Source organism: Desulfoferrobacter suflitae (assembly GCF_022603395.1).
Lineage (GTDB): Bacteria > Desulfobacterota > Syntrophobacteria > Syntrophobacterales > Syntrophobacteraceae > Desulfoferrobacter > Desulfoferrobacter suflitae.
Map to the genome: position 1 here is coordinate 380,594 of NZ_JAIBKA010000003.1, position 23,581 is coordinate 404,174.

At 53.8% G+C, this 23,581-nt stretch carries 23 protein-coding genes and 1 tRNA gene; 11 read left to right on the forward strand and 13 right to left on the reverse strand.

Translation table 11 applies throughout. The features are described 5' to 3' along the window. The first annotated feature begins 3 nt into the window (after positions 1-3). The 6 genes from K1V27_RS07115 to K1V27_RS07140 all read left to right on the forward strand — a co-directional run bounded on the left by K1V27_RS07115 (position 4) and on the right by K1V27_RS07140 (position 5,474). Complete coding sequence (locus tag K1V27_RS07115) at positions 4-705, forward strand: site-2 protease family protein (RefSeq protein WP_258928934.1); 702 nt, start codon at positions 4-6, stop codon at positions 703-705. Between the two features lie 25 nt (positions 706-730). Then, entirely contained in the window at positions 731-1,729 is a 999-nt protein-coding gene (trpS, locus tag K1V27_RS07120; protein WP_353740546.1) for a tryptophan--tRNA ligase, read from the forward strand. Next, positions 1,716-2,477: a pseudouridine synthase gene (locus K1V27_RS07125; RefSeq protein WP_258928937.1), complete on the forward strand. Its 762-nt coding sequence runs from the start codon at positions 1,716-1,718 to the stop codon at positions 2,475-2,477. The genes trpS and K1V27_RS07125 overlap by 14 nt, the downstream gene beginning before the upstream one ends. 2 nt (positions 2,478-2,479) lie before the next feature. Further along, a complete protein-coding gene (locus K1V27_RS07130) occupies positions 2,480-4,345 on the forward strand; it encodes a tetratricopeptide repeat protein (protein ID WP_258928938.1) in 1,866 nt (621 codons plus the stop codon). A 71-nt stretch (positions 4,346-4,416) separates the two neighbouring features. Beyond that, a tRNA-Val gene (locus tag K1V27_RS07135) sits at positions 4,417-4,492 on the forward strand. 190 nt (positions 4,493-4,682) lie between these two features. After that, a complete protein-coding gene (locus K1V27_RS07140) occupies positions 4,683-5,474 on the forward strand; it encodes a formylglycine-generating enzyme family protein (RefSeq protein WP_258928939.1) in 792 nt (263 codons plus the stop codon). 101 nt (positions 5,475-5,575) lie between these two features. On the opposite strand, the gene K1V27_RS07145 is transcribed toward K1V27_RS07140, so the two are convergent. After that, complete coding sequence (locus K1V27_RS07145) at positions 5,576-6,406, reverse strand: tellurite resistance TerB family protein (RefSeq protein WP_258928940.1); 831 nt, start codon at positions 6,404-6,406, stop codon at positions 5,576-5,578. A gap of 61 nt (positions 6,407-6,467) precedes the next feature. Further along, entirely contained in the window at positions 6,468-6,899 is a 432-nt protein-coding gene (gene lysM / locus K1V27_RS07150; protein ID WP_258928941.1) for a peptidoglycan-binding protein LysM, read from the reverse strand. A 654-nt stretch (positions 6,900-7,553) separates the two neighbouring features. Here lysM and K1V27_RS07155 point away from each other — a divergent pair. Continuing rightward, positions 7,554-7,808: a hypothetical protein gene (locus K1V27_RS07155; RefSeq protein ID WP_258928942.1), complete on the forward strand. Its 255-nt coding sequence runs from the start codon at positions 7,554-7,556 to the stop codon at positions 7,806-7,808. 150 nt (positions 7,809-7,958) lie between these two features. On the opposite strand, the gene K1V27_RS07160 is transcribed toward K1V27_RS07155, so the two are convergent. Genes K1V27_RS07160 through K1V27_RS07175 form a run of 4 tightly spaced genes read right to left on the reverse strand, consistent with a single transcriptional unit; the run spans position 7,959 to position 11,017 of the window. After that, positions 7,959-9,251 (reverse strand): TRAP transporter large permease, encoded by a 1,293-nt coding sequence (locus tag K1V27_RS07160; protein ID WP_258928943.1) that lies wholly within the window; start codon positions 9,249-9,251, stop codon positions 7,959-7,961. Beyond that, the gene (locus tag K1V27_RS07165; RefSeq protein ID WP_258928944.1) at positions 9,248-9,751 is read right to left on the reverse strand and encodes a TRAP transporter small permease; all 504 of its coding nucleotides are present in this window, start codon (positions 9,749-9,751) and stop codon (positions 9,248-9,250) included. The genes K1V27_RS07160 and K1V27_RS07165 overlap by 4 nt, the downstream gene beginning before the upstream one ends. Positions 9,752-9,782: 31 nt before the next feature. After that, positions 9,783-10,820: a DctP family TRAP transporter solute-binding subunit gene (locus K1V27_RS07170; protein WP_258928945.1), complete on the reverse strand. Its 1,038-nt coding sequence runs from the start codon at positions 10,818-10,820 to the stop codon at positions 9,783-9,785. Next, positions 10,817-11,017 carry a hypothetical protein gene (locus K1V27_RS07175; protein WP_258928946.1) on the reverse strand — a complete coding sequence of 67 codons (201 nt, stop codon included), beginning with the start codon at positions 11,015-11,017 and terminating at the stop codon, positions 10,817-10,819. Before K1V27_RS07175 ends, K1V27_RS07170 begins: the two co-directional genes overlap by 4 nt. A 134-nt stretch (positions 11,018-11,151) precedes the next feature. Between K1V27_RS07175 and K1V27_RS07180 the strand changes: the two genes are divergently transcribed. Then, the gene (locus K1V27_RS07180) at positions 11,152-11,652 is read left to right on the forward strand and encodes a hypothetical protein (protein ID WP_258928947.1); all 501 of its coding nucleotides are present in this window, start codon (positions 11,152-11,154) and stop codon (positions 11,650-11,652) included. 96 nt (positions 11,653-11,748) lie between these two features. Here K1V27_RS07180 and K1V27_RS07185 read toward each other — a convergent pair whose 3' ends face one another. Continuing rightward, positions 11,749-12,309 carry a hypothetical protein gene (locus tag K1V27_RS07185; RefSeq protein ID WP_258928948.1) on the reverse strand — a complete coding sequence of 187 codons (561 nt, stop codon included), beginning with the start codon at positions 12,307-12,309 and terminating at the stop codon, positions 11,749-11,751. Between the two features lie 319 nt (positions 12,310-12,628). On the opposite strand from K1V27_RS07185, the gene K1V27_RS07190 reads away from it, so the two are divergent. From K1V27_RS07190 to K1V27_RS07200, 3 genes are all read left to right on the forward strand, one after another. Continuing rightward, entirely contained in the window at positions 12,629-13,504 is an 876-nt protein-coding gene (locus K1V27_RS07190) for a radical SAM protein (protein ID WP_258928949.1), read from the forward strand. 129 nt (positions 13,505-13,633) lie between these two features. Continuing rightward, positions 13,634-14,830, forward strand: a complete 1,197-nt coding sequence (locus K1V27_RS07195; RefSeq protein WP_258928950.1) for a pyridoxal phosphate-dependent aminotransferase — start codon at positions 13,634-13,636, stop codon at positions 14,828-14,830. 16 nt (positions 14,831-14,846) lie between these two features. Continuing rightward, positions 14,847-15,737 carry an SPOR domain-containing protein gene (locus K1V27_RS07200; protein WP_258928951.1) on the forward strand — a complete coding sequence of 297 codons (891 nt, stop codon included), beginning with the start codon at positions 14,847-14,849 and terminating at the stop codon, positions 15,735-15,737. Positions 15,738-15,785: 48 nt separating this feature from the next. Here the strand turns inward: K1V27_RS07200 and K1V27_RS07205 are convergent, their stop codons facing one another. From K1V27_RS07205 to K1V27_RS07230, 6 genes are read right to left on the reverse strand one after another with little or no spacing between them, the layout of a single operon-like run. Beyond that, positions 15,786-17,240, reverse strand: a complete 1,455-nt coding sequence (locus tag K1V27_RS07205; RefSeq protein WP_258928952.1) for an ArnT family glycosyltransferase — start codon at positions 17,238-17,240, stop codon at positions 15,786-15,788. A gap of 59 nt (positions 17,241-17,299) precedes the next feature. Then, positions 17,300-18,259, reverse strand: coding sequence for a polysaccharide deacetylase family protein (locus K1V27_RS07210; RefSeq protein WP_258928953.1), 960 nt, complete (start codon positions 18,257-18,259; stop codon positions 17,300-17,302). A 3-nt stretch (positions 18,260-18,262) separates the two neighbouring features. Beyond that, positions 18,263-20,299 carry a bifunctional UDP-4-amino-4-deoxy-L-arabinose formyltransferase/UDP-glucuronic acid oxidase ArnA gene (arnA, locus tag K1V27_RS07215; RefSeq protein ID WP_258928954.1) on the reverse strand — a complete coding sequence of 679 codons (2,037 nt, stop codon included), beginning with the start codon at positions 20,297-20,299 and terminating at the stop codon, positions 18,263-18,265. After that, the gene (locus K1V27_RS07220) at positions 20,296-21,288 is read right to left on the reverse strand and encodes a glycosyltransferase (protein ID WP_258928955.1); all 993 of its coding nucleotides are present in this window, start codon (positions 21,286-21,288) and stop codon (positions 20,296-20,298) included. Before K1V27_RS07220 ends, arnA begins: the two co-directional genes overlap by 4 nt. 18 nt (positions 21,289-21,306) lie before the next feature. After that, entirely contained in the window at positions 21,307-21,678 is a 372-nt protein-coding gene (locus tag K1V27_RS07225; RefSeq protein ID WP_258928956.1) for a DMT family transporter, read from the reverse strand. Continuing rightward, the gene (locus tag K1V27_RS07230; RefSeq protein WP_258928957.1) at positions 21,675-23,387 is read right to left on the reverse strand and encodes an ArnT family glycosyltransferase; all 1,713 of its coding nucleotides are present in this window, start codon (positions 23,385-23,387) and stop codon (positions 21,675-21,677) included. Before K1V27_RS07230 ends, K1V27_RS07225 begins: the two co-directional genes overlap by 4 nt. Between the last annotated feature and the right edge of the window lie 194 nt (positions 23,388-23,581).

Sequence of the window (23,581 nt, forward strand, 5' to 3'; positions counted from 1 at the left end):
CGTGTGAATCCCCATGCCGGAATCTTTGACAAGGAGTCTGTAATCGAAAATTTCATATTGAATGTGAGTCTTTATGCCGTGCCATTGCTCCTCGGGGTGGTCACACACGAAGTAGCGCACGGCTGGATGGCAGAAAAATTTGGCGATCCAACGGCCCGCATGATGGGGCGCATCACTCTCAATCCGATAGTGCATATTGATCTGATGGGAACGATCATTCTTCCACTTATTTTGCTCTTTACCAAGGCTCCCTTCCTGTTTGGCTGGGCCAAGCCGGTTCCCGTCAACTTCAACAATCTCACCGGAGGTCGTCGCAGCATGGCGTGGGTGGCCATGGCAGGCCCCATGACGAATTTTCTCATGGCAGCGGCAAGCGCCGCCATCTATCATTTGATATTTGCCGGTTTTAAGAGCGGCTGGATCCCGGCAGAGAGCATCATGGGCTCGGTTGCCGAGCCGATTTTCCTGATGGCCGGGATATCGGTGCAGTTCAACCTGGTGCTTATGGTCATCAATCTGCTGCCGATTCCCCCGCTGGACGGCGGGCGGATTGCGGTTGGACTCTTGCCGCCGGCCCTCGCGTTCCAGCTGGAACGTTTGGAACGATTCGGCATCCTGATTGTCTTGCTGCTGATTGCTACCGGAGTGTGGGGGTACATTGTGAGACCTGTACTGGCAGTGTTTATGCAACTGTTGCTGGGCTAGAAGGTAAGGAGAATTGGACAACATGATGGAAAAGAAGCGGATTTTGAGTGGCATGCGCCCCACTGGTCGACTTCATCTGGGAAACCTGCACGGTGCTCTGGAAAACTGGATTCAATTGCAGAAACAGTACGACTGCTTTTTCTTTGTCGCCGACTGGCACGCACTCACCACCGATTATGCGAGTCCGGAGGAGATCCACGGCAACGTCTGGGAAATGGCACTCGACTGGCTCAGCGCAGGCCTCGATCCGGATCAATGTACCTTGTTCATCCAGTCGGAAGTCAAAGAACATGCCGAGCTTTATTTGCTGCTGGGCATGATCACGCCGCTGCCCTGGCTGGAAAGGAATCCGACCTACAAGGAGCAACAACAGCAAATTGAACAGAAAGACCTCGGCAATTTCGGCTTTCTGGGCTATCCGGTGCTGCAGGCGGCTGATATTATCATGTATAAGGCCAACGGTGTTCCCGTCGGCAAAGATCAGCTGCCGCATGTCGAGTTGACGCGCGAGATCGCCCGCCGGTTCAATTTCCTGTATGAACGTGAAGTCTTTCCGGTTCCCGATGCACTGCTGACAGAAGTCCCGGTGCTGCCCGGCACCGACGGGAGAAAGATGAGCAAGAGTTACGGCAACTGCATTTACATCACCGAATCCGAAGAGATCATTCGCGAGAAGATACTGCGGATGATGACCGATCCCGCCCGAGTGCGCCGGCATGATCCCGGAACCCCTGAGCTGTCGCCCGTGTTTGCCTATCATAAGATCTATTCATCGGCCGACGAAGTGGACCACGTTGCGCAAGGGTGTCGAACGGCGGCGATTGGCTGCATCGACTGTAAGAAGATCCTCATCAAGAACGTATTGGCCAGGCTCCGGCCCATCAGGGAAAAAAGGCTTGAACTGGAACGTGATATGGCCAGGGTGACGCAAATTCTCCGCGACGAAACGGCCAAGGCAAGGTCCGTGGCGGCTCAAACCATGGCGGAGGTGAGAGACACCATTGGCTTGAATGTTTTTCGTTGATATGTCGAGCATCCGCTTGCAGAAGGTGATCGCCCAGGCCGGATTGGCTTCCAGGCGTGCGGCCGAAGAGATGATCCGGCAGGGCAGGGTGGAAGTCAACGGGGTTGTCGTGAATGCGCTGGGGGTTCGAGTAGATCCCGACAGGGAAGAAATCCTGGTTGACGGGCAGCCCATTGCGGTCTCTTCTGAAAAAGTATATTTTTTGTTCTACAAACCAAAGAATTGTGTGACAACGCTCAACGATCCACAGGGGCGCAAGACCATCATGGACTTCATGACGGATCTCACCGTTCGCGTATTTCCGGTTGGCCGTCTGGACTACGACGCAGAGGGTCTGCTGGTCATCACCAATGACGGAGCTCTGGGACATCGCCTGCAGCATCCCAGCTTTGAAGTAACGAAAACGTATGAAGTGAAAGTCGCGGGACACCCCACCGAAAAAGCTTTGAATGAACTTCGCCGGGGCATTCAGCTGGATGAAGGCAGGACCGCTCCGGCACAGGTGGAAATTCTGCGCGTGCTGCCCCACAAAGCCTGGATCAAAATAGTAATGCATCAGGGATGGTATCGGCAGATCAAACGCATGTGCGACGCGGTCGGACATCCGGTGCTCAAGATCAAACGCACCCGCTACGGCCCCCTCAAAGTCGGACGATTGACACCCGGAAGTTACAGAACCCTCAGCAGGAAAGAAATCCAAGAGCTGTTTCGCACGGTTCAGCTTGATGACAACAAGCAGGCTGGATGACTATGACTAGACGAGGGCGCGGCTACAACTATAGACTGGACAGCTCGCTGTTGCTGAACAGGAAAAAAAAACGCCGTATCGGTCGCTACCTTCTGCTCCCTGTGCTGTTGCTGACAGTCGGTGGAGCCGCCTATTTTTTCCTTTACGGCAGCGCGTCCAGCGTCGACACAGAGTCCATTACGTCCATCCTGCCGCTTCCGCGCAAGCTGGAAGCGGTAACATTCATTCACAACGGCAACACAGTGAAGGTTCAGCCGGACTCCCAGTTGTCTCTCAATCCCGCCGATTCACTGCAGCTTCTCAAGGTTCAAACCGATGGCTGGATCTCCTGGGGTGTTAAGGCGGTATCGTCCGATTTTGACGTCAATGTTCTGAATGACAGGCCGGTGACGATCAAGGAAATCTGGCCGGATGACTCGTTTGAAACTCCAAGGGAAGTCGCCATCCAGTTTGTTCGGTGGAAAATGCCCATCGGCAGAATTGATTTACTCATCCGGCTGGATGCCCGCGATTGGCTGCACAAGGCAAACGCCGCCATGGACCCCAATGTCAAGGCGAGGTACCTGGAAAACGCCCTCAAGGAGCACCCCGGAAACACGCTGGTAAAAACACAGCTGGCCAATGTGTACCTGGAGAACAAGAGTTATGCCAAGGCCGCAGAGCTCTATGAAGACATTGCCAAATCGGGGAAATCCAGGGCCATATTGGAACGTCAACTGATTGCCTATAAGGCGCAGAACCGGGTGGATGCAGCATTGCAGATCCAGCTGGAACTACTCAATCTTTCTCAGGATGCCGATGACTTTAAAGCGCTACTGGGATACCTTCAGAAAAATAGGTCGGCCCAGGAAACCGCCAATTTTCTGCACCGGCATCAAGGAGAAATCCCCAAACAATTCAACCATTCGTTGCTGCTGTATGTGGCGGACCTGCGCACGCAGACCAAAGACTGGTCGGATGCCGCCGCGGCATACGAACGGGCCATCAGAGCGGGTGCCAGGGACCCGGACATCTACTACAACCTCGCCGTCCTGTATGAAAAGAATAACGAACTCGGCAAGGCCATAGATACCCTGGGAAAATACCTGCAAAAGAATCCCGGCGATACAAAAACCTGGATGCACCTGGCGGAGCTGCAGGAACAAAAGGGTTCCCCTTCGCAGGCTCGGGCGACCTACGAAAAGATTCTCGACAAGAACCCCAAACAGAAGGAAGCAATCCTTCGACTGGTATCCCTCGCGGAACAGGCCAGGGACAAGAAGGCGCTGATAAGCGCTTATGAGAGGCTGGCGGCGCTGCAGCCGGACAGCAAGACCGTGCAGTTCAATTTGGGTGTGCTTTACTACGAGGCGAAAGACTGGGAAAAGGCGTCCAAGGCTTTTAAAACGGTGAGCTCCATTGATTCCAAGGATGTGGAGAGCCGCAAATACCTTCTGGATCTTTATCGCAAGCAGAACAATTCCAAGGATGAAGTGAAAATCCTCCGGGAGCTGGCGCAACTACAGCCCGACAATGGCGGCTACTACGATGCTCTGTTCAAGATCTATGACGATCAGAAGGATTACAAGGCGATCGTAGAGTTATGCCAAAAAGCCAGCGGGAAAAACCCTGACAACGCCGCATTCCACCGCTACCTCCTCTATGCCCACCTGAAGCTGGACAATATCGAAGGGGCCTTAAAAGAACTGGAAGCGCTCATTCGCCTGAACCCCAAAGATCGCAAGTACCTGCGCCAGGCGGCCAATCTGTACGAAAAATCCGGCCGTTACAAGGACGCTTTGCAAAAGCTTGACCAACTCCTCAAGCTCGATCCCAATGATAAGGAGAGCAAACAGGACTACCTGCGGCTGCGCCTGAAGATTCTCTGATTTTACCCTCCGATTCGGCACGCCTTTTTTATTGCACATACGCTTCCAATGGTATATAAACTGCCGCAAATGGGCGGGTAACTCAGCGGTGAGAGTGCCATCCTCACACGGTGGAAGCCGAGGGTTCAAATCCCTCCCCGCCCACCATTTTTTTGCCCGATGCATGCCAGGATCAAATCTGTATGTTCTGGCTTTTCTATCCCGATCGATACCAGGCGCAAGATTCCCAAGGCAACGACATGTCTGCGGCTGCCAGCAAAATGACCGCGGATCAACAATCAAACAAAGAACATTTTTTCATCTCATCGTTTGAACCTGCAAAAGGATGGAGCCGCTAGTGGCCAGGCGCATCAGCGTTTTTTCTCAACTCAAATATCCTCAATGGCTGCCCGAAGGGACCGAGTGGCGAAGCGAAAACGCAGCGGACGGAAGCAGCCTGCTGCTGGTGCCCGGCGGGATTTTCCTGGCTGGTGGATTCAGAGCAAATGAAGGCGGTGGCGACCCGTTTCCGGTAGATCTGCCGCCTTATTATCTCGGGCTGCACCCGGTAACCAACGGACAGTACCTGCGTTTTGTGGAACAAACGGGTCACCGCACTCCGGATCCCCCCTGGGGGACGCCCGTGTGGAGAGGTCAACATTTCCCCAGGGAACATTCGGATCACCCGGTGGTGTATGTGAGCTGGCAAGACGCAAAGGCATACTGCCTTTGGGCGGGGCTTCGACTTCCTGCGGAGCTGGAGTGGGAAAAGGGGGCGCGAGGAGTGGATGGCCGTCGGTATCCCTGGGGCAATGAATGGGATGAGGAAAAGTGCCGCCATGCCGACAATCGCGGCGGCGAAACCACCTGCAGCGTTCTCGGCTACTCCGAGGGCCGCAGCATCTGGGGCCATTACCAGATGGCGGGAAACGTGTGGGAGTGGTGTGAGGACTGGTTTGAGGTCGAAGCGTATGAACGTTATCGGGCCGGCGATTTGCATCCGCCCGCATCGGGAAAGTCTCGTGTGGCTCGTGGAGGTTCGTTTGTTTTGAACCGAGAGGATTACTTTCGGTGCTCGTTTCGCAATCACCGGCCTGAGCTGCGCAGCCTCAGCTATGGGTTTCGGGTGGCGCGCAGTGTTGCCATTTAAAGCCCCAACCATTTGCCCCTTGAGGCGTTGAAAATTTGATCCTGAAACAGGAAGCCGCACTGTATGTGAGAGCGGCTCCCCTCTTGCGCCGCAGCGCACCATTAGAAACCGGCAAATCCTCGAAGCTGCCGGGTCACCTCCGGGGTGAGCCCTAAACCGGTTGCCAGTTGATCGAGGTATTGTTGTTCGGCAGGTGTGTCTACTTCAATAGCAAGCAAGGAAGCCGCGTATAATTGCGCGGAAACTTGCTGGCTGCCTCGAACGGCGGCGATCAGTTGCTCAGTCTCCATCGGCTTCTGCATTTCCATCATGATAAATTGTTGCTCGTGGGCGCTGATGCCATCCTCCTCCAGCTTGCCTTTAATGCGTTGAACTTCGCTTTGATCGATCTGCCCATCCGCCTTGGCTGCATTGATCATGGCCCGTAAAATGAGCTTTGCATGCTCTTCGAGTATCTGCCGATCGGACTCCGTTTTTGGTTGCGTTAATCCCACCGGCACACTGGGTTTCTCGGCGCCGGTATCTTTCAATGCCTGGTAAGCCATCGCCCCAAGAAGCGCCAGAACACCGCCACCCAGAGCTCCGCCGATAGATTTTCCTCCGCCTCCCATAAGAGCGCCGGCAAGCGCTCCGAGTCCTCCAAGGGCAAGATTCTCTTTCCCGCCAACAGCCTGTTCGGCTTCGCCCAGAACGCTTCCCAGCAAACCACCTAGGCCACCACCGCCGCTGGAAGCTCCACCAAGTTTTGACGACAGCGTTTCCAGCATGTTGCCGCCTGCGCCGGCGGAACTACCAAACAACGAAGAAAGATTTTCCAGCAAACCGCCACTTCCTCCACCCAGGGCATTTTTCAAACGGTCACCGGACGATGCCGTCATACCCGATTGGATCATCGATCCTAATAATTCAGTAATGCTCATGGCGTACTCCAATTCATATTGTCACTTCCAAACATGCGGCAGGAGGTTAAAAGAAGACCATCCTCCCGACCGATCATTTCAGCGGAATGCGGATTTTCTGGCCGACAAATATCAGATCCGGGTCGCGTATGACCTCACGGTTTGCCTCAAAAATTTTGGGATAGTCATTGGCATTTCCGTAAAACTGCCTGGCAATGGCCGAGAGCGTATCTCCCTTTTTGATGGTGTAATATTCAACCTGCTCCGTAACCTGTGGGGCCTGCAGCCCGTCGACCTTGACTTCCGAGACGCCCAGTACATTACCGGCCATTAAAACAGCCTTTTCCATGGCCTCAGGGCTGGCCGCCTGTCCGGAAAGAGACACCACACCATCATCAAAGGCAACGTCAAGACCCGTGATTCCCGGGTTGGATTCCAAAAGGTGTTCCTTGATCTTTTCCTCCGGTTTTTCGTCAGCACCGAAGATCTTATTCCCTATGTCTTTGACAAAATCGAAAAGTCCCATGGCAATCCTCATTCATTTGGGGTTTTGGGTGGAAAAAACAGCTGATCAAATTGTTCAGCAGCAGCCCCACCTGTGCTTTTACCTCCCTGTTAGACCTTATCTCTGGTGGTTGGATCCCTCCTTTCATCGGTGCTGGAAATCTTTTTGCGAGCTCGGTAAGTGCAACAGCCGTCTCCAGCAGCAGCTTCAGGACATGTGAAAGGTATCCAAGTGCTTCCTGCAATCTCCACTTGGCAATCTTCCAGAATGGTTTGAAAAATGAATCGGTTGAGGAGAATTGGGAGGGCGTGGTCCAATATGCGCGCAACACAAGCTACATCGGCGATTGACGTTTATAACACCCTCCGCGCCACTGTGCCTGTAACGATTAATATTATCGTTATCTTAATCGAATTAGAGAAAAAGTGAAAATTGTTTCTCAATACCAGATAAAAATCATTTGCTTCATTCCAAAACCGAAGTAGACTTGATTCATTACATTCCGCTCAAAACTCTTTTACTTTTTTGATGAATAGGCTCCCAGAGCGAGGACAGCCGGGCACATGCAGGCCTCTTTTGCCGGCTACTTTCTGTTGCGGGGGAGATGGTTTGAAGGTTTGCTGATGACAGTTCTTCGAGTTTTGGTACCCCTATTCAGCGAAAGGAAACCTGCCAATGGAAGCAAAAAAAGGCAAATCAACGGCGACAAAAACCGCGGCCAGTCCCATGGAAGGCACCAACGAGATGGGATACTGGGAATTTAAGAAAGGGGTTGCTGATTCTGCCGGATGGCAGTTGCAAAGAACCGAGCCGCAGACATATCTGGTTTTGAACAGCAGCCGTCAAAAGATTGGAATATTTAAGAGTGGCAAAGGTTATTTCCCCAACCTGGCGGACGCTGCGAGCGGCTCCAAAACGCAGCCTGAATGAGCTGGAAACCGTCCTTTTCATGGGCATTGCCCCCATGCGGTAAAAATGGATTGGGCCAGGCGGTTGCGGATCAGGTTTCGACGACAGTGGTTTCTAGATCAGCCGCTATTCCACCTCCGCATCATGGTTCTCTGCCCAGCGCAACCTGCGTTACATGAAGCCCAGGACTTTTGGCAGCCAAAGCACCAGGCCGGGGAAAAAAATCATCAAAATCAGTCCAATCCCCATGGAAAGCACCAGCCAGAAGGCCCAGCGCATCGTCTCCTCCATGGGTGCCCCCGTCAACCTGCAGCTCACCATGAGGTTGACCGCCATGGGAGGCGTGAACTGTCCGATTGCAATCACATACGTCATCAACACTCCAAACCAGACCAGATCCCAGCTGTACGTTTCAGCCACAGGAATCAGGATGGGGCAGAAAATGAGAAAGATTGAGATCCCGTCCAGGAACATTCCCATTATTGCCAGAAATAGCATGAGAATGAACATCAGAAGCGGTCCATTTCCGCCCCCTAGAGCCACCAAGCCGTCAGCCAGCGGGTCCACGATGCCAATGGTGCTGGAGGCCCATGCAAAGATGCTCGCCAGGCCGACGACGATCAGAATCACCGCTGAAGTCTCAGCCGACTCGATCAGTAGCTGGTGGATGTCGCGCAGGGTAAGGGTGCGATAGACGAAGACCCCGATCACCAAACCGTAAACCACGGCGACTACGGCAGCCTCGGTTGGGGTGAACCAGCCCGTGCGCATGCCCCCAAGAATGAGCACGGGCGCGATCAGTGCCCAGAAAGCTTCCTTAAAGGATTTCCAGATCCTGGGCCGCGGCTCGTCACTGCTCCCCCCTCCAAAATTGTAGTAGAAACTCAGCAGGAACGAGGGAATAATGAGCATTACGCAGGCCAGGATACCCGGCACGATGCCGCCTACGAACAATGCGGGTACGGTGGCCGAGGGCACCAGCACACTGTAGACGATGAACGCCACCGAGGGAGGGATCAGGATATCGGTGGAGCCGGCGGCGGCAGTGACACTCGCGGCAAAAGCCGGTGGATAGCCTTCACGCATCATGGCACCGAGCATGACGCCTCCGACCGCTGCGGTACACGCCGGACCGGAACCGGAGATCCCCCCCACCACCATGGCGACCAGTACGGTAATGACTGCCAGTGCCCCACGCCCACGGCCGACGAACGCCTCAGTAAAGCGCAGCAACCGGGCGGCGACACCGGAACGGTCGAATATGGCTCCAGCCAGCACGAACATGGGGATGGCAAGCAGGGGATACTTGGCGATCCCGCAGTAGACGTTGGTGGGAATCGCCATCACCCCGAGCTTTGCCAGCATGATCGCCACCATGCCGGCCAAACCCAAGGACACGCCAATTGGCACCCCTGCAAACATGAGCACGAAAAAGCAGCCGAAAAGGATCAACCCCGTCGTCATCGGTCAATCCGCTTCCAGGTGCGTATGATGACGCCGACCGCACGCGCAGTGATAAGCAGGAAGAGGATTGGCATCCAGACGGTATAGATCCAGGTGGGAATCCCCAGACCCGGCGAAGTGACTTCGAAACGGTATTCATCCCAGGCCATCCGGGCTCCAAGTCCAGCCAGCACCAGAAACGTCAAACACGTCACCATCTGCGTCATGAGCACCGCTCTGCGCTTGTTCTTTGCAGGGAGCAGGTCAACAAAGAAAGTAATGCTTAGATGCCCGCCTTTCGCCATCAGGCTGGAGCTGCCCACCAGGGTCATGACCACCATGAGAAAGATTGACAGCTCCTCGGTAAAGGCAAAGGAAAGATTGGTGAGATAGCGCACTACAACATTGGCGAAGGTGATAACAGCCAAAACAGCGATGATGATTCCCCCCAAATTTTCCTCAAGCTCGAGCGGCACTCGAGTTTTGGGCGGATCGGAGCACAAGGGTGGCTGGCATTCCATGGCAAGTCTTCCCGAATCTATGCTGCGTTCATCAAGGCTGCCTGCTCGCCGCAATCGATTCCTCGGCTTTTTTGACCAGTTCCGGACCTATCTCCTCCGCCCATTTTTCATAAACCGGTCTGGTGGCCGCCTTAAACTCAGCCTTGTGCGCCTCCGACAGTGTCACGACTGTGACACCATGCCCTTCGATCTCACTTATCAGTGGATAGTCAGGCGGCAAGAGCCCTTGGCGTGCCTCCGCAATGCACTCCTCTCCCGCCTGCTCAGCGGCTTCTTTCACGGCAGCCTGATCCTCCGCACTCCAGCTTTCCCATACCTCCTTATTGACCACAAAAATGAGGGGGTCCGCGACGTATCCCCACAGCGTTAGAAATTTCTGATTGGCGGCGCTGTAGAGCTTGGCTGCCATGAAAACGGTCAGAGGGTTTTCCTGTCCATCCACGGCACCACTCGACAGGGCGGGAACCGCATCCGCCCAGCTCATCTGGGTGGGATTTGCGCCAAGGGCAGTGAAACTGTCCAGGAAGAGGGGTGAACCAACCACACGGATCTTCAATCCCTTCAGATCTTCAGGGGAACGGATAGCCCGTTTCGAATTGCTGAGCTCCCGAAAACCGTTTTCACCCCAGGCAAGCGGGACTACATCTTTGCTTGCCAGGATCTTGAACAACTCGTCACCTACCTGACCTTTGGTCAGAGCGTCGATAGCCTTGTAATCGGGCATCAAAAAGGGCATGGAAAAGAGGTTCAGTTCCTGCACCTGGGGAGACCAGTTGATCGTAGAACCAATGGCCAGGTCGATCGCTCCCTGCCGAATGGACGTGAACTCCTTCGTTTGGTCTCCGCCGACCAGACTGGCACCGGGATACATCTTGATGTTGATCCGTCCCGCGGTCTTTTCCCTGACCAGTTCTGCCCAGCGCTCACCGGCGTTACCCCAGGGGAACGGCTTGCCAAGGACCGTGGAAAGTTTATATTCCTGTTTATAGCCTGCCGCCTGGCTGATCTGCGCGGCAATGCCCGGCGCAACCATAGCAACAGCCAACAGAAGTACCGAAAGCTTCTTCATGTATTTCTCCTTCCGTTTTCCAGAGTATAAAGTGTGGTGATAGAGTTTGATTTTGTTGAGGTTTTCGAATAGCATCTGCACTGGAAGGTGTCAAGAAGTTCCCATTTTTTCAGAACAACAGGGTGAAATGGATTTCCCGGATCGACAAGCAGTTTGCCGTGCCCATCCAGCAGCTGCAAGGCTTTATTTAAGTCCATGCCGCGATTCCACATTCTTCACAACTTTCCTTCATAATCTCCCCACATTTGAACGCTATTTTATGGCCAACGCTTGGAACAAACGGTGGAAATAAAAAGCGTTCAATTCAAACTTGTGACCATGGGAGGTTGACATGAAAAAGATGCAAATGATCGTTGTGGCTTGTGTGGCGTTGATTGGTGCGACAGCGTGGAGCGGCTTGCACGCGGCGGGCACTTTAGACGGGCCGGGCAAATTCATGAAATACGGCTGTCATCGCCCCGACGGAGGATCAAATTCCCTGGGTAAATACCTGCAGGAGAACATGATGGTCGACGTACTGGCTCAACTCACCAAACAACCCGTTGAGACCGTAAGGCAGCAGGTCAGAGAAAAGCATTTCAAGGCGCTGTTGCACGAATACAACGTTGACCGAGAGACTTTTCGTGCTGAAATGAGAGCCAAAAAGATTGCTCAGATCAACCAACTGGTAACCGACGGCTATCTGTCGGCGGATCAGGGCAAAGCGATTGTGGATAAAATGGAAGCTCGTGCCAAGCGGCATCAACTGATGGTGCAGTTGATCGAGAAGGGTATAGCGGACGGAACGATCACCCAGCAGGATGCGCAGTTGTTGATGCCACGCCGTCGTTAGGCATCGGTTGGGCTGACGGGGTTCCATCGTGTCCCGGCAGTAACTCATCTTCCAGTTGATGCCGGGTGGGCAGGGTGTGACCCAAATCCCCCTGCCTTACCCATTCGGCTTCGACCATCTGTGAACAGCAAACATCACCGCAAGCAGTCCCGCACCGATTCCCAGCAACAATATCAAATATTCTTGGGCGGCGATCAGGACGATCATGGTAACCGCCAAAAAAATGCCGACCACCGCAAACGGCCATTCCACATAGATCCCTGCCAGGTAGCAGCCCAGGGCCAGCAGAAGCAGCGAGCTCAGCCCTGCAGCAATGCTGGTCTGTTCACCGGAAGTATGCAGGAAAGCTAAATCGAGATAGATGGCCGCGCCAATTCCAAGCCAGTGAAATACCTGCCGCACAACCAGCGCGGAGTTGGTCCTGCCGCCATAATGATAAGCGGTGAAAATGCACAACACTCCGTAGACGGGCATAAGACCGACCCAAAATGCTTTGGCGTTCTTGAAATTGGCCGCCGTGATGGCAACACCCACCAGCGCGAGCAGTATCATGAAAGCAGAAATAACGAGCGGAGTCTTGTGGGAGTGTCTCGAGGCGGACCCGGTGCGCGAGCTTCTTACGGCAGATGATTGCGGTTTTATGGGATCATTTCTCATGGCTTTCGATCTCTCTTTCCCGAAATCCTTTGAAGATTTCGCTTGTGACGGCCAAAGCCAACCCAAAACAAAATGACTTTCACAGCCCCGATTCAATTCTGCCGGTGGATGTGATGAGCAACAGGTGTTCGAAAAGCATTCTAATAGCATGAAACCACATCAGCACGAAAAACTTTATTTATTCGAAGTGTTCGACATTTTCATCCCAATGCTGCAGAATTGCCGTGCGCCCCCCATTTGCTTCCCGCCAAAATCTCATGGCGACCTGACGGCGGAAACAATGGCAAATCACGGTTGAGGGTCAAGGATGCCTGTGGCAATGAGGAAATACCGAAAGTGCCGGCTTTGCCCATGGGACTGCGGCGTTGATCGGGCATCTGGCGAATTGGGAAAATGTGCGGCATCTTCCCAATTGGTTGTCAACGATTATATGCCGCATTTTGGTGAGGAGGCCTGCCTGGTAGGCGACGGGGGCTCGGGAGCGATCTTTTTTTCGCATTGCACGCTGCGCTGCAGGTTCTGCCAAACCTGCGACATGAGCTGGCGCGGAGAGGGAAGTCACATAGACGCGGGTCGGCTGGCGGAAATTTTTCTTTGGCTCCAGGCAGAAGGCTGCCACAATCTCAATTGGATTACGCCGACTCATTTCCTGCCGCACATTATCCTCGCTCTCAAGACAGCACGTTCACGAGGACTTACGCTGCCGGTTATTTACAACACCAGCGCATTCGAAAAAGTCAAAACCCTGAGAGCCCTGCGCGGTCTCGTGGACATATACCTGCCCGATTTTAAATTCTGGAAGGCTGAAACTGCTGCCGTCTTGTGCGGTACCTCCGCTTATCCCGAAGTCGCCAGGGAAGCCGTCCGGGAAATGCACCGACAGGTGGGCGAGTTGCTGCTGGATGAAGCGGGCAGGGCGGTGCGGGGAGTTTTGGTGAGACATCTCATTTTGCCCGCACACCTGGATGAAAGCCGTGAGATCCTGAACTGGCTTGCAACGGAGGTTTCAGATCGTACGTATGTTAATTTGATGGGACATTATCGGCCTTGCCATGAAGCTGCAGAAATTCAGGGGCTGGGTCGCACACTGACGGCCCATGAGTACCACACTGTCTGGAGGTGGGCTCAAGAAGCGGGGCTGCACCGCCTGGATACGACACACCGCAGGATGTACCCATTGCTGTGGAGTAACTGATAGAAACAGCAGTCGCTTAACCCTTGCATATTCCTTTGTGCCTCTTTTATATTGGCATAGAACCACGGAACATGGCATGTTCACAATTTGCCCGCACGCGGATCAATCCAATTTACGGAGGAATATTTGATGGCTGTAGCCCAAAAAATGCTTCAGTTCATGGAGAGTGCATCGTGGATTCGAAAAATGTTCGAAGAAGGAACGCGGCTGAAAAAGAGGTATGGTGCTGCAAATGTTTTTGACTTCAGCCTGGGCAACCCCAACGTGCCTCCTCCCCAGATTGTGAAACAGAAGCTGCTTGAAGTCGTGATGCGTGAAGAGCCCGGCATGCACGGGTATATGCCGAACGTGGGTCTGGCTGAAACGCGCTCCGCTCTGTCCGCTTATCTGTGCGGCGAGTACTGCGTGTCCATTGCGGCGGATCACCTGGTGGCCACGTGTGGTGCCGCCGGTGCGCTCAATATCATTTTCAAGGCTCTGCTCGATCCGGGAGACGAAGTGCTGGTGCCGGCGCCCTATTTTGTCGAATACAGCTTCTACGCCGACAATCATGGGGGCGTGCTCAAAACCGTACCGACGCGCAGCGATTTCACCCTCGATCTCGATGCTATGGAAAAAGCCATCGGGACCAAGACCAAGATCGTCCTCATCAACTCACCCAACAATCCTACCGGTCAAGTCTACGCCAAAGCCGCCATTCAGGGTCTCGGAGAACTCCTGCGAAGCCAGGAGGACAAGCAAGGGCATGCCATTTATCTGGTATCCGATGAGCCTTACAGAAAGATTGTCTACGATGGATGCTGCGTACCTTGTATATTTCAGTATTACAAGAACAGCCTGATCGCATCGTCCTATTCCAAAGATTTATCGTTGCCGGGCGAGAGGATCGGCTTTGTTGCCGTTCACCCGGAAATCGAGGGACTGCAGGAGCTCATTGGTGCTCTTGCTTTGGCCAACCGCATACTCGGTTTTGTCAACGCACCGGGTCTGATGCAAAGGGTGGTTGGAGAACTGCAAGGGGTCTGTGTTGATGTCGAAATATACAAGCGCAAACGTGATCGACTGGCTGAGGGACTGCAGAGGTTCGGGTATGACTTGACTATTCCCGCGGGAGCATTTTATCTGTTTCCCAAGAGTCCTCTAGCCGATGATGTCGCGTTTGTCAGGATTCTTCAGGAAGAAAACATTCTGGTGGTTCCAGGGAGTGGTTTTGGAGGCCCGGGTCACTTTAGAATAGCTTATTGTGTCGATGATGCTACCATAGAAAAATCACTGCCGGGATTTCAGCGAGCCATTGAAAAGGCAAGGAACTTGCCGCACGAATAGAGCAGAGGAGCGAGTCATGGGGGGGAAAGTATTTCTCAACAGGAATATAAAGAAAGGGTCTTCTTCATATTATTATAAGTACTTTCTTTGGGCGGCCATCGGGCTGGTCCTGCTGGTGGTGATTACTCCTTTGATCACCCAGCGGCGATCGGACAAGACAACATCGAAGAAGGTGACTGCTGAAAACGGCATGGTGGTGCGAGAGATTCCCAGATCGTCGCCACTGGATATGGGATCGGGGCTGGCATCGCGGCAGCCGGATTCTGCTCAAGGCATCAGTGAGTCCAGCTTGGAGCCTGGATTAACAGAAAGCCAGGACATGCCGAGAGTGCAAGAAGGGAGTGGTGCTTCAGGCTATACTGAAGGTCCCGTCGGAGAAAGTGCAGTTCCGCCAGGAGAGACCCCGGTTGAACAGCCTCAGTTGGCTTCAATGGCTGAATCCCAGCCGGAAGCGCTGGCGCCGGAAAAGGATGCGGCAGAATCTCCCAGTTCAACCGAGGCGAAAGCGGTTGAGGCCACGCCCACTGTGCAACCCGAGCCCGCCCCCGCCGGATCCGCTGTTCCACGCCAACAACCTCCCCCTGCACACCCGCGCCAGGCGTCTTTAGCGCCTTCAGCACCGGCTTCCAAATCAGCGGCAAAAGCAGCATCCCCGACCGGCACCAGATATGTTGTGCAGATCGGTTCTTTCAAGCAGCGCCAGAATGCTGACAACATTCAACAAACGCTGCTGCAAAAGGGATACGAAGTGATTGTCAAAACCACCACCCACCCGAATTTCGGCCGGCTATACGTGGTGCAGCTGGCTCCCGTGAACGATCAGCGAAAGGCGGAGTCTCTCATGACAAATGTACGCAAAGAGACAAGCGTCAAACCAATGCTGTTGAAAGTTTCGTCGGGGCAATAGGGGAGTCGAGTATAGCGGCTTTCACCGGCACAAGAGACATTAAGAGCCTTAAGAGGACGGGCAGAGATTACTGCTTGCAAGGAGTCTTACGGCCCTGTCCCGCTTGAGGAAGGGTTTGTATTCAGCGATGATGCAAAGCTCTGCACCGCTCAAGTCCTCCCAACCCGAGCTTTCAGCCAGCAAAAGAAAATCTTGACCGGTTTTGATCATGGCCTCAAGCTCCGGTTTTTGAACGACAGGAATAGGCTTACCGTAATAGTAGACGACTTGATAGTTGAGATCTTTGTATAGATATACCGGGGTCTCGACGGCATGAGCTCGAATTTTGGCGGCAAGGGGTTCAAGCACTTCAAATCGATACCTATAAATTCTCGACTCGACCAGCGAATAATAAACAAAAAATCCTGCCAGCACGATGCCAACCACTGACATGACGCGAAAACCATAGTGCTTATGCCAACGTCGGCGTAAATCGGCGGCAAGTTCGGCCAGCCAGATTCCTATCAGAACGGCGCCGCAGGGAATCAGCGGGAGGATATACTTGGCATGTTTTTGGGCAAAGCAGGACATGACCATGAGGGGAACCAAAAAGCCTGCGGCAAAGTATGCGCTGTCATATTGATCATGTAGATGTCGAATCACTTTCTTGGTCCTGTAGCAGACGACAGCGATCCAGGGTGCGAATGCTGCCAGAACCACCAGCAGATAGTCGTAAACGGGATCTTTGTCCCGCCCACTGAACGCCTTCGAGACAATATCCTCACTGATGACTCTCTCCATCTGTGTTTCCAGCGTGAAAAAAGCATAGAGATACCAGGGCAAAGCGATTCCTGCAAAGATAGCCCACCCGCTTACGGAAAGCAGTCCCCGGAGAGCCTTCCGATCTTTTTTGACGAGCCCGAAGACGACAATCGGGGGTAGGAAAAACACCAGGGCAACCGGGCCCTTTGTCAGAAAAGCGAATGCCAGAAAAGCGTATGAGAGGCAAAGATACCTGTTGCCATGTGCTTTGTTCAAATGATCCCGGTAGAAAACGAGCGCCGCCACGCAGCAGGCGGTCAGCAGCATTTCTATTTCGGCACGGCGTGCAAACATTGTGAACTGAGCCGAAGTTGCCAGAGTCAGCGCGGTAAAAAGAGCGGTCCGCCGGTCGAGGTGGTCTCTTACCCGGGCGTACAGCAACCAGGTGACCGCAAAAGCACTGAGTGCTGACGGCAGGCGCATCACCCACTCGGAAGTGGTGTGGAACAGTGAGGTCAAGATTCCTGCCAGCCAGTAAAAGAGAGGCGGCTTTGCCAGGTAAGGCTGTCCGTTGAGTGTGGGTAGCAGCCAGTTGTGGCCGGCAATCATCTCCTGCACGACGATCATTCGTCGCGCCTCGTTGTGAGAGAGGATCGGGATGGCCCAGATGCCCCAGAAATAAACAAGGAGGCTTCCAGCCAGAACAATCCAGAATAAGAGCCTGTAGAGACTGTCATCCTGTGTCTTGGGGGTATCGTTCACGCAGCCCTTCTTTCATAGGAAACCTTTTCACCACGCCGGAGCCTGGTCGTGCCTGGCTTTCACGAGCACTGCGGCACGGTAAAAGTCCGCCCCTCTCCCCCGGGCGGTTGCGCATGAAAGCTGCCAGGATCTGTCATCCCGGCCTGGCACGAAACCCATCCCTGACGGCCAACCAGCTTCCGCCTGACAATGCTGTCATGCCCGACGGGGAGGGAGTTGCTGATAAGACTGCCCAAAGGGGCAAACCCTGTTCCTTTTTTAAGAGCCCTGCGTACAAAACCATTAAACAATTCAATGCGCGAAAGCCCTTCAACCTCGGCGTGAATGGCAAGCACATTCAGCCCTTCCGGATTCATGCACGACATCAAGAATTCATTGTAATTGTGGTCACTGATTCCATGACGTCCAATGAGCTCATCATAGGTCGGCAGGGTAACGGGAATTTGCGGCTGGGAAAGGACTTTTCCATGGACGATGGGCCGGAACACGCTGTGTCCTCTACAGTCACTGCTGTAGGTGAAGGGGAAGCGCTCCTTCCGGAGCAATGCCGCATCACAGGTCTTCCATGCGGGCGCTGCCGAACAGCAGGGCTGGACTCCGGTGATTTGCCTGAGCATGTGAATTCCTGATGACAGGTGTCGTTCGATGGCATCCGCGTTCATCCTTGCAATGCGACTCTGCCATGCGTGATGATCCCAGGCATGAATTCCCACCTCGTGTCCGGCCTCCAGCACGGACCGGACCACATGGCTGCACCTCGTTCCAATGACGGGGCCGGGCCAGAGGGTGCCGCGCATGACAATGTCCCACCCGTAAAGGCTCGGTGCGCCGGACCTCACCATCTTGTACAGAAAGGAAGGGCGCCACAAGCGCCACAAATGCCGGCCCATGTTATCCGGGCCCACGGAAAAGAAAAACGAGGCATGCAACGAATATTTTTTCAGCAGGTCGCAAAGCGGCAGGACACCGTCTCTGGTTCCTCGTAGCGTATCGACATCGATTCTAAGGCCAATGACCATTTGTCAAGTACTGCCGTCTTCCCATGCTTGCTCATGCAGTGGTTGGCGGAGCTCAAACTCGCCGCAGCGCACCGCTTCCCTGAGGAAAAAATCCAGTGTGCGTTCAACGGCTTCCTCCAACCCCACCGTCGGCCGCCACCTCAACAGACGCCAGGCATTCCTTATGGACGGCTTGCGGTGTTGCACGTCCTGGTATCCTTCACCATAGTAGGTGCCGCTCTCCACTTCACGCAAACCCGCATGAGGTGGAAAGTGAGCTCTCAGAGGATGACCGTGAAACTTTTGCACCAGCATGTTCGCCAAGTCTTTTATGCTCGTTTCATTGTCAGGATTTCCAATGTTGATGATACGTCCATCACTGCTATTATCTTTGTTTTCGATAATTTTGTAGAGACACTCTACACCGTCGCCCACATCCGTAAAACAGCGTTTCTGGTTGCCCCCATCAATCAGTTGAATGGGAGTGCCGGTTACCAGGTTCAGAATCAGCTGGGTAATAGCTCGGGAACTGCCGATGCGCGCCGAACTGAGACTGTCGAGCCTGGGTCCTATCCAGTTGAACGGACGAAAAATGGTGAACTGCAACCCTTTTTCTTTGCCATAGGCCCAGATCACTCGATCGAGCAGCTGCTTGGAACAGGAATAGATCCAGCGCTGCATGCAGATGGGACCGACAACCAAAGCAGAATTGTCTTCGTCGAACTCATCCTCACTGCACATTCCGTAGACCTCGGAAGTGGACGGAAACACAATGCGTTTGCCGTACTTCACGCAATAGCGAACAATGCGCAGGTTTTCTTCGAAGTCCAGTTCGAAAACTCTCAAGGGATTGCGCGTATATTCTATGGGGGTGGCAATGGCGACCAGCGGAATGACCATGTCGCATTTGCGGATATGGTATTCAATCCATTCGCGATGAATGGAAATGTCCCCTTCATCGAAATAAAACCCCGGCCGGTCGACTAAACGCTGAATCGAGTTCGCGCCCAGATCCATGCCGTGGACCTCATACTGGCCGCTGTTCAAAAGCCTCTCGCTCAGTGCGTTGCCGATGAAGCCGTCAACTCCCAGGATCAAAACTCTCTTCTTGCGAGTAGCTTCCAAGCGCTTGCGGGTACAAGGTCCGAAGAGGCTGCCCGCTGTCAAATGGAGCTCCGCCGCCAGTTGACTGCCGGTGGTGTAGACACCGTCTTCTGCTTGCCCAAAGTCCACCTGCACCGCCCCTTCGCCACAGGCGATCACCAGCGGATCCATGGAAATGACGGCCCCGGGTCTGCCGTTTACCGGGCCTGTGCGAACCTCGGTGAGCCTGTGGAAAATGCACTTTCTGTCGCCGATATAGCTGAATGCTCCGGGGTAGGGGCCGGCTACCGCCCTGACCAGATCTCTTACCTGCTTCGCCGTTCTTTGCCAATCAATTTCACCGTCCTCCGGCCGCCGACCTCCGTAGTAACTGGCTTGCTCATGATTCTGGGGAACCCTGGGGGCGATACCGGATTTTATCCGGGGGAGAACCTCATCCAGGAGGATAGCGGAGGTCTGTACTGCTTTTTCATGCAGGGACCTGGCGGTATCATTCGGTGAGATCACGATTCTTTTCTGGCAGACAATGTCACCGTCATCGGCCCTGGGCGTCATGTAATGCAGTGTGACTCCTGTTTCCTTTTCGCCGTTGACCAGCACCCAGTTGATGGGACATCGGCCCCGGTACTTGGGAAGAAGAGAGCCGTGCAGGTTGAGGCATCCCTTGGGGGGGATATCGAGCAGGGGACGGGCAAGCATGTCGCGGTAGTAAAAGGAGAACAGAATATCGGGTTCAAGCTCCCGGATACGTTGCACCCAGATGGGATGATTGATGTTTTCCGGAGCAAACACCGGGAGTCCGCGCGCTGCAGCGAGTTCGGCCACGGATTCGAACCAGATATTCTCCTGTGGATTATTTTTGTGCGTGAAAACTGCAGCAACGCTGAATCCATTCCTCAATAAAGCTTCCAGGCCTGCACAGCCAATATTGTGGTAGGCCAAGACAACTGCCTTCATGCAACCTCCTGATGCTCCGAGCCGGAGTCAACAACTTGGGCCGGAAGTCCCGGGTAAATCTCCTTCACAACATAGGGCGGTCTGCCCCGCACACACTGAAGAATTCTTCCCACATATTCACCCAGCAGACCAAAAGCGAAAAACTGAGCACCCACAAAGAAAAACAGCACCGCAAACAGCGTAAACACACCTCCACCGGCCCATTCGGCACCAAAATAGAGGCGCAACGCCAGAATGAGAAGTCCCATCAAGAGCCCTGAGGCCGCAATGAAGCTGCCCACAAAAAACAACGCCCTGAGCGGCCAAAGAGAGAAACCCGTGACCAGATCCAATTGCAGGCTGAACAGTTTGAGCATGGAATACTTGGACTCGCCCGCCGCCCGGTCCTCATGCTGCACTGCAATTTCCACCGGGCGCCGCGCAAAGAGGGCGCCAAGTGCCGGTATGAACGTTCTGTACTCCGGATTCTTGAGTATTCCATTGACGACTTCCCGACTGTAGCCTCTGAGCATGCAGCCAAAATCGGTGAGGGATATGCCGGAAATTGCTCTGATCAGTCGGTTGGTCAATCGTGATGCCCACTTTCTAAAAAGCGGGTCGTGCCTGTCTACCCTGATGGACCCGATCAGATCATAACCCCTGCGGAAGGCGTCGATGAGCTTGGGAATCTCTTCGGGAGAATTTTGCAGGTCGGCATCCAGGGTCACGATCCATTCTCCCCGACTGCAGGTGAATCCCGCCAGAACGGCCGCGTGCTGACCAAAATTGCGGGCAAGATCAACAATCGTCAAGCGATCGCGCCGCGCTTTTTCCCGCAGCAGGAGATCCAGTGTTCTGTCCGACGAGCCGTCATTGACGCAGATGACTTCCCAGCTTTCCGGTAGACCTTCAAGGGCGGCATACAGTCTTTTGCAAAAACGTTTTACGTTTACCTCTTCATTGTACATCGGCGTGACAATTGAGAGTTTGGGACTGTTTTCGCTACTCATCGTTCTCCGTTTGCATTATCAGCCACTGCGGGTTATCAGGATGACCCCCAGACAGATCAGAAGAATTCCAGAAAGCCTTGTTAATCCGACAAGTTCTCCAAACAAAATCTTGCCCGCGAGAGCAGTCACAAGGTAGCCGACGCTCAACATCGGATAAGCGTAGCTCACATCCACTCGTGACAGAACCATAAGCCAGATGACGATGCTCACCCCATAACAGGCCATCCCCAGCAGCAAGACCGGATTCAATGCTATCTTTATGCCCACCGGCAGCAGGTTCCTGAGGCTGAAGTCGAAGTAGCCAATGGTCTGCATTCCCTGCTTCAGGCAAAGCTGAGCCACCGAGTTCAAGAGCACGCCGGTCAGAATCAGTGGAATATAGCGAGTCACTGCCCGGTCACCTCGTAAAAGTAAGCTACCCATTTTTCACCACCCGAAGATTTTGATTCCCACGGCTGCTGTTTTTCACGGAACTGTCGCATGCCGTCCAATTCCGCCTGGATCTGGAACGGAAGGTCAGCCGCATGTCTGCGTTGCATGATCAAAACTCCCGGCTTTTCCTCATCCAAAAAGTTTTGTACCGCTTCGGGACGATCGAGGATGTGCAAAGGCTGCGCCACATCCAGGTAGTAACAGAGTTTGGCATCCGTCCTGGGATAAATTGCCATGCGGTACGGCGGCAGCCCGACCAGCTCCTTTTGCAGCTCCAACGCAAAAGGGCGCTCGGTGCGCAGCGCATCAAGCGTATTCTGCTGCCAGCAAAAGTAACCGCCAACGGTCAACATGGCCATGACAAGCATGGCTTGCACCAGCGGCTGCCCCGGCAGGTAATTGCTCACCGCTGTGGCCTTGTATGCCAGCCGCCCGAAAACCAGGCCCGACAGTCCGATGGTGAGGCAGGCGACATAGAGCATCACAGGTGCGCTGAATCCCATCCAGACCCGCATAATCGGCAGCATCAGAGGGACAAGCAAATTGGCAGCAACCAGTACAAACATCAGCGTTTTTTGAATTCCAAGGGCCCAAAGGTCAAGAGTCTGGTTTGCATTTGGTCGAGGTCGAATGGTAAAAATTGCCGTCAACAAAGTGCAGAAAGGGAGTATCGGCAGGATGTAATAACCTCGCCTGGAACCCGACAACGTAAAAAACAGGAAGATCAGGGCGATTGACTCGACCAGCCAGCGGGTCTTTTCGTCCAGCGATTTCCAGGCACGACCAATGCCTGCCGTGGCCGCGATAAAGAGGGGAGACCATGGCAGCAGCAATAGAGGAAGTTCATACAGATAAATGTAAAATGGCTGCTTGTGATCAAATGGTTTGAAATACCGAACAATGTTTTCTCTGACCACCATACCGAACCCACTCGCCTGGTAGTCGGGGCGCGTGAAGGAAGCGTAACAGAAAGGCGCCAGATAGACGCCAAGGCCGAGTGCCAGAGCAGCCCAATGGGAGGCTTTGAATAACATGCGCCAGCGCTTTTCCCGCAAAATGTCCGGGAAGATGACAATTATTGGCACGACCACCGCAGTCAACCCTTTGGTCAGGGCCCCAAGAGCCAGAATCAAATAAAAGATCAGGAAACTCCTGAAGCCGGGATTGTCTCTTTGTGACCAGTACCAGGCCACTGCAATGATGATAGCGGCAACATTTTCCATATCTGCAGCGGCGGTACGCGACCAAAACAGAAAGCCATAGGTTGTCAGCAGAATCCATGCTGCAAGTCTACCAATCTCGGCTGACCATAGTCGACCGCCAATATCCCGGGTTGCCCAAATGGTGAGAAATCCACTGACTGCACTTGGCAGTCGCGCAACCCATTCATTCAATATTCCAGTCACCGCAGTGATTGCGGCAATCAGCCAGTAGCTCAGAAGAGGCTTATCGAAATACGGTTCGCCTCCAATGGTGGGATGCAAAAAGTCGCCGGTTAGAAACATCTCTCTGGTGACCTCAGCCCAGCGCCCTTCAGAACCCCATAGGCCGCGTGTGCCAAGGCCCCAAAAGAGCAAAAGGAGGGCAGCCAGAAAAAGGAAAATATCCGGCGAACGTCCTTCTCCGGTCGCTATTGGCCTGTCTTGATTGGGTTGGTGCGGACTCACCCTTTGCTCTCCTGAATCACTTGCATAAACCTAAATTGAACGCATGGTGGGAATCTCGAGCGAATCCGGCAGGCTCGCATCTCCAGCGACTGCGAAGGTAGCATAATATAAAGGGTTTGGAAATCATCCAAATGGATCTTTCGGGTGGATTGCTCTGGGACTGGCCGCTGGAGGGCCGTACTCCAGTGACCGGG